The sequence below is a fragment of the Candidatus Atribacteria bacterium genome, from assembly GCA_011056645.1.
GTDB lineage: Bacteria > Atribacterota > Phoenicimicrobiia > Phoenicimicrobiales > Phoenicimicrobiaceae > Sediminicultor > Sediminicultor quartus.
In genome coordinates this window covers 1-6,457 of sequence record DSEL01000022.1, presented here as the reverse complement: position 1 = coordinate 6,457, position 6,457 = coordinate 1, and the positions used below count along the sequence as shown (strand labels likewise).

At 29.2% G+C, this 6,457-nt stretch carries 6 protein-coding genes; all 6 read right to left on the bottom strand.

Going from position 1 to position 6,457, the window contains the following annotated elements:
• A partial coding sequence (gene rimM, locus ENO17_01050; protein HER23646.1) for a 16S rRNA processing protein RimM occupies window positions 1-400 on the bottom strand: 400 nt, incomplete at its 3' end.
• Window positions 401-686: 286 nt separating this feature from the next.
• On the bottom strand, window positions 687-920 hold the full coding sequence (locus ENO17_01045; GenBank protein HER23645.1) for a KH domain-containing protein: 234 nt from the start codon (window positions 918-920) through the stop codon (window positions 687-689).
• A gap of 14 nt (window positions 921-934) precedes the next feature.
• Window positions 935-1,186: a 30S ribosomal protein S16 gene (locus ENO17_01040; GenBank protein ID HER23644.1), complete on the bottom strand. Its 252-nt coding sequence runs from the start codon at window positions 1,184-1,186 to the stop codon at window positions 935-937.
• Between the two features lie 167 nt (window positions 1,187-1,353).
• Window positions 1,354-2,676: a signal recognition particle protein gene (locus ENO17_01035; GenBank protein HER23643.1), complete on the bottom strand. Its 1,323-nt coding sequence runs from the start codon at window positions 2,674-2,676 to the stop codon at window positions 1,354-1,356.
• 92 nt (window positions 2,677-2,768) lie between these two features.
• The gene (gene ftsY / locus ENO17_01030) at window positions 2,769-3,689 is read right to left on the bottom strand and encodes a signal recognition particle-docking protein FtsY (GenBank protein ID HER23642.1); all 921 of its coding nucleotides are present in this window, start codon (window positions 3,687-3,689) and stop codon (window positions 2,769-2,771) included.
• 22 nt (window positions 3,690-3,711) lie between these two features.
• Window positions 3,712-6,457 (bottom strand): hypothetical protein (locus ENO17_01025; protein HER23641.1); only part of this gene is annotated, 2,746 nt, incomplete at its 5' end.

Here is a 6,457-nt window from a genome sequence, read left to right as displayed (position 1 = left end):
TAACTATATATATATCATTGCTTCCTGTACTTATCACATTTTCTACTTTTCCTAGAAAAACATTGTCTTCGGTGTATACTTCCAGGCCAATTATCTCAAATATAAAATATGTATTTTGCGGTAATTTTACAGCATCCTTTCTTTTAACTTCAAGAAAAGATCCTACCAGCGTTTTGGCTTCTTCTATATTTTCTATATCTTTTAATTTTAAAATAATCCGTTCTTTTTTTATTCTTATGTTTTCTATATCTAATTTTATTTGATTATGATTATTTTTTAGAAAAACATTAGATAATTTTTTAAATCTATCCGCCGAATCGGTAAGGGGAAAAATACTAACTTCCCCTTTATTCCCATGGATGGAAACTACTTTTGCAATGGTAATAAATTCTTGATCCAATAATTTTCCTCCTTAATTCATTACTCCTGTCTCGTGCATCGGATTTCGTATAAAATGCGTTAAAAAATAATCGGCAATGAGTAATAAGATCTAATTTAAGAAATTATAAGGACGAGTGCTGATTACAGGATTGTTTATCATATATTGCCTATTGCATCTTGACTTATTTGGTCAAACCCAACCTAAAAATGAATAAAAAAAAGTAATAATAGCCTTCCATTTACTAAAAAATTGCAGTTTGAGAACGTGTATTTAATAGTAACGACCAAACCATTATTTTTTAATTTTAATCGATAATTTCGATAACTGCTCGTTTATCCTCCTTTTGCGCTGCAGCATTCACGATGGTCCTTACTGATTTTATGTTTCTACCTTGTCTTCCAATTACTTTACCAATATCACTGGGATCGACTCTTACTTCAAATATCGATGATTTTTCACCAATAATTTCATTTATCTCCACTTTGTCTGGATTATCTACTATCCCTTTTATAATTAATTCAATAAGTTCTCTCAAAATGATCACCTTAAGCCTTATTTATTTTTCAATATTCCCTCTTTCTTAAATAAATCTTTTACTGTCGCTGAAAGTTGAGCACCTTTTTCGATCCACTTTAAACTGGAATCCTGATCAATCTTCAGAACATAAGGATCGGAAAGTGGTTGGTAATATCCTAATTGCTCAATAAATTTAGCGTTACACGCCTTCCTGGAATCAATTACCACTACTTTGTAAAAAGGTTTTTTCTTTCCACCTTCTCTTCTAAGTTTAATTTTCACTGACATTTATTTTGCCTCCATTCTGTTATTTGCATTTTTTATTATCTATTTTATCTGTCACTCCCCATAGAGAGGATTCTATCTGGGAAATTATCTTTATTTTTTTAGCGCTCGTTTTTTAGTGCCTGATATATCGTTCCTAAAAAATATCTTTTTCTTCTTTAAACATTTAATCAATTAAAAGAAAAATTTTTTATCTTTGGTTTCTTTTTAAACATATATTTTATCTGATTGAATTGTTTTAGTAATCTATTTATATCGGAAAGTTGCGTTCCACTCCCTCTCGAAATTCTTTTCCTTCTACTTCCATTAATAATAGAAGGATTCTCTCTTTCTTCAATCGTCATAGAACTTATAATAGCCTCTATTTTTTTGAGTTCACCTTCTCTGTCTCCTAACTTGGTAACATCTACCCTATTTTTAAATTGGTTAAATCCTGGTACCATTTCCATAATCTGATCAACTGAGCCAATATTTTTCATTTTTTTTAACTGTAGATAAAAATCATTTAAATCAAAATTGCGATCTTTCATTTTTTGATCTAACTTTTTCAATTCTTCTTTACTATATGCAGTTTCAACTTTTTCTATTAAAGTTAATACATCACCCATGCCCAATATCCGAGAAGCCATTCTATCTGGAAGAAAAGGTTCAAAGTTCTCCACTTTTTCGCCCGTACCGATAAATTTAATAGGTATCCCTAAAACTTTTTTCAGAGATAAAGCAACGCCTCCCCGGGTATCACCATCTAATTTTGTCAAAATGATTCCGCTTACTCCTATTTTCTCGCAAAATATCTTAGCAGAATTTACCGCATCCTGTCCGGCCATTGCATCTACTATCAGTAATTTTTCCTGAAGAGAAATATTTTCATCAATCTCTTGTAATTCATCCATTAATTTATTATCTATATGTAATCTTCCGGCAGTATCAATTATTAATACATCATTATTTTTCTGGAATGAAAATTTTTGGGCAGCTTTAACAATATTTACTGCACTTTCGCTTTTCCCCAAAGAAAAAACCGGTATATTGATCTTCTCTGCTGATATCTGAAGTTGTTCAATAGCTGCCGGTCTATAAACATCCGTTGCTATCAAGAGCGGCAGATGCCCCTTTTTTTTAAAGTAATTAGCTAATTTCACGGCAGTGGTTGTTTTACCAGTTCCTTGTAATCCCACCAACATGATAATAGTAGGAGCAGAAGGATTTATAATTAGGTCATTTTTTTGAGACCCTAAGGTAAAAGTTATATCCTCATTTACCATTTTTATAATTTGCTGCGCCGGAGAGAGGCTCTCTGAAATCTTTTCCTGCTTTAATTTATCATGCAAATTATCTATAAATTCTTTTACTACTAAGTAATTTACATCTGCTTCTAAAAGGGCAATGCGAATTTCATAAAGACAATTTTTTATATCATTTTCATCTAATTTACCCTTGTTTTTTATCTTTTTAAATATAGTCTGAAATTTATCAGCTAGGTTGGCAAACATAAAAAAAATAACTCCTCTTAACACTAGTTTATTTACTAATTTCCCATTCAGACAAAATACCTTTATAAGTATATAGAAAATTATCTTTAGTGTCAATCAAGAAGAGCTTCAACAAATTTTTCAGCCTGAAAATCATATAAATTATTTAATTTTTCTCCACAACTAATTAGTTTTACCGGAATATCTAACTCTTTTCTTATGGCAATTACTATTCCTCCTTTAGCTGTTCCATCCATTTTGGTTAGAGCAATTCCTGAAACTCCTAAAGAATTATTAAAAAAATTTGCTTGGGTAATTGCATTCTGACCCATGGTAGCATCAATGGTTTGTAATATCTCCAATGAGCAATTATGGGCTTCTTTTTGGATGACCCTTTTTATTTTTTCCAATTCATGCATTAAATTTACCTTGGTATGAAGTCTTCCTGCGGTGTCGATAATCACTATATTTTTTCCCCTGGCTCGAGCCGCACTAATTCCATCATATACCACCGAAGCTGGATCAGCACCTTCATTGGTATTTACTATTTCTACTTTTGCCTTGTTCGCTAAAACGCTAAGTTGCTGAATTGCTGCTGCCCTAAAAGTATCGGCAGGAACCATAATTAAGCTATTACCAATACTACTTAAGCGATAAGCAAGCTTACCCGCTATCGAAGTTTTTCCTGACCCATTTACCCCAACCAGCATGATAACATTTAGTCTATCTTCATCAATTTTGAGGACAGAATCAACAGAATTTAAAATGTCCATTAGAATAATTTTTAATTTTTCTTTAAAAAATATAAAGTTATTTTCCTGACATTCTTTAAAATTGATCTGCTGAAATTCATTCATTATCTTTGAGGTTGCGGAAACTCCCAGATCAGATAATATTAATAATTCTTCTAGTTTATCTAAAAATTCTGGTTTATCTTTTGAATTACTAAACAAATATCCTAATTTTTGGGCAAATTCTTTCCTCGTTTTATATAACCCTTCTTTAAATTGCATAAATATATTTTTTATATTCATTATCTTTATTTCCATTTTTGATTTATTTTTCAAATTTCACAGAAACTAATTTCGATATACCCGATTCTTCCATAGTTACACCATACAAAGTATCTGCGGCTTCCATAGTAGTTTTTTGATGAGTAATTAGGACCAATTGTGATTGGTTTAAATCTTCCCCTTTTAATATTCGGGTAAGTTTTTCAGCATTTATCTCATCTAAAGATGTATCAATTTCATCAAAAAGACAGAAAGGACTTGGATTTGCTTTCCACAAAGCCATTAAAAGTGCTATAGCTGTTAAGGCTTTTTCACCTGAAGATAATAATTCAATATTTTTAGTTTTCTTTCCGGGAGGACGGGCAATAATATCTATTCCGGAGTTTAATATATCTTCTTCAGATTCAATAATTAATCTTCCTTCTCCACCGGAAAACATTTTTTTAAACAGTTCATTAAAGTAGATTTTAACCTGATTGAAGGTCATTTTAAACCTCTCTGTGGCAATTCGATCGATTTCTGAAATGGTTATTTCCAGAAATTTTTTAGCCTTACTTATTTCCTCGTATTTTTCGCATAGAGAATTATAACGCTCTAATTGATGACGGTACCTATTTTCTGCCTCAAAATTTATCTGCCCCATTTTTATAATCTTGTCTCTTAAAACATCGATCCTTTGATTGGCATCTCTTTGTGAAGCGCAAATATTTTTGTATGATTCTAATTTCTCCAGTGATAAATCATAATTCTTAGTTACTTCTTCACCAATACTTACTTGTTTTTCTCGATATTGCACCTCTAATATTTCTTCTTTATGTTGTTTATCTTTGATTAATTCGAATGTTATTTGCTGGTTTATTTTATCCTGCTGTAAATTTTTTAATAAATTCGATTTTCTTTGTAAAATTTCTTTTAACTCTTCTGCTTTTTTTAAAATAAAAGGATTTTCTTTATCCAATCTATCTATTTGAATTTTATATTCATTTATTTTTTTAAATATGTCATCGAGTTTTCCATTATATTCCTTTATAGCATTACTTTTTTCCTCTAAATCCACTGAATGCTCATCTTTATATTGAAAAATATTTTCAGCTTTCTCTTTTATACTCATGAGTTTTTCTTTATTTATGATAATAATATTTTTGAAATTATTAATTTCCCTGGAAAGATTGATCGTTCTATTCTTCCCTCTTCTAACAATTTGATTAATTTTGTTCATACAAAGATTAATGTTTTGCTGGTATTCAGTAAGAGTAGTATATTTTTTTTCTATGCACCCTAATTTGTTAAAAATATTTTTTCTCTCCTCCAAAACACTATTTTCTTCAAAGACAATAGTGTTTAAGTTTTCCTTAAGTTCATTTACAGAAACTATTGCCCGGTTCAAATTATTTGTACTTTCCTTTATATTTTTTTCGTTATCCTGTAATAATCTTTTTATATCCTGGTTTTCTTTCCATAGAATATTGTAAACACTATTATTTTTTTCAATAGAAATGTCTTTTCTTTCAATTTTAGTCTTTAAAATACTTATATCATTTTCTATTTTTTCAATCTCTTTTTCTATATAAGAAAAACTCTCTTCAAAATTCTCTGGTTCTGTTGAAGTAGGATAAATATCAACGGAACCGTCCCTGTTGATTACCATACCATCTAGGGAAATAATATTATATTCCCCGCAATAATCATGAGAAATATCAATAGCAGTTTTTATATCTTCAACTAACAATACATCTCCTAATAAAGCATTAAATAAATTCGAGTATTTTCGAGGGTAATTTATCAATTTGTGAGCAAATCCACAAATATTTTTATTTTTTATTTTAAGCTGATCACCAGGAATTTTTTTTATATCTTTGATTAAATCCAATGGAATGATCTTTATTTTTTCTAAATCGTTTTCCTTCAAGGAATTAATTATATCTAATGTAGAAGAAATATCTCTTACTACAATTGATTGAAAACTTTCTCTTAAAGCAATTTGCATAATTTTTTCATATTTTTCTGGAATATTATCAACAAGCTTTATAAGCTGGTCGCAAAGGTCATTGGGATATTTTTGGCAGTATTTGGAGTAAAAAATATCTTTCTTTTGTTCGTTTCTCTTTCTATTAGTCTCAATTGATTTTTTTAAAATACTTTTTCTTTCCTCTTTTAAGTTGATTGCTTGTCGGTCTTTTTCCACTTCTAGCTGTAATTTTTTTAAGATATTTTCAATTTCTTTTATTTTCTCTTCATTTTCTTTAAACCGTACTTCATCTTCTACTTTTCCGTCGTTTTCTCTAACCATTTTTCGATAACTATTTTCTTCTGCTGAAACACGCTCTAATTGATTTTCTAAGTATATTCTTTTTTTTCTAATTTTTTCTAAATTTGTATCCAGAATATTTAAGGTAGTCTTATATCTTATTTTTTTTTCTCTTAGAAACAATTCCTTTTCCGAAATAGTATTTAATACTTTTCTCGAATTAATCTCTACATTACTAAGCGTATCGGTTAATTTTGAAATATAATTAATCTCTTTATTTAAATAGTCTAGTTTTTTATTAAAATTATCTATTTTTTTATTTATCTCCAGAATATCTAAATTTACTGTTTTTTTATTTTGTTCCCCTACCGCTATTCTTTGGGAAATAGTCTTGGCTTCTTTATTTAAATCAAACAATCTTTTCTCAATATCACTCTTCTTTTGCTCCATTAAATTTAATTCGCTTTGAATTAATTTTTTCTTGCTATTTAATTCGTAATTATCATATTTAGATTTCTCTTGTTCCTTATTTATATTAGTT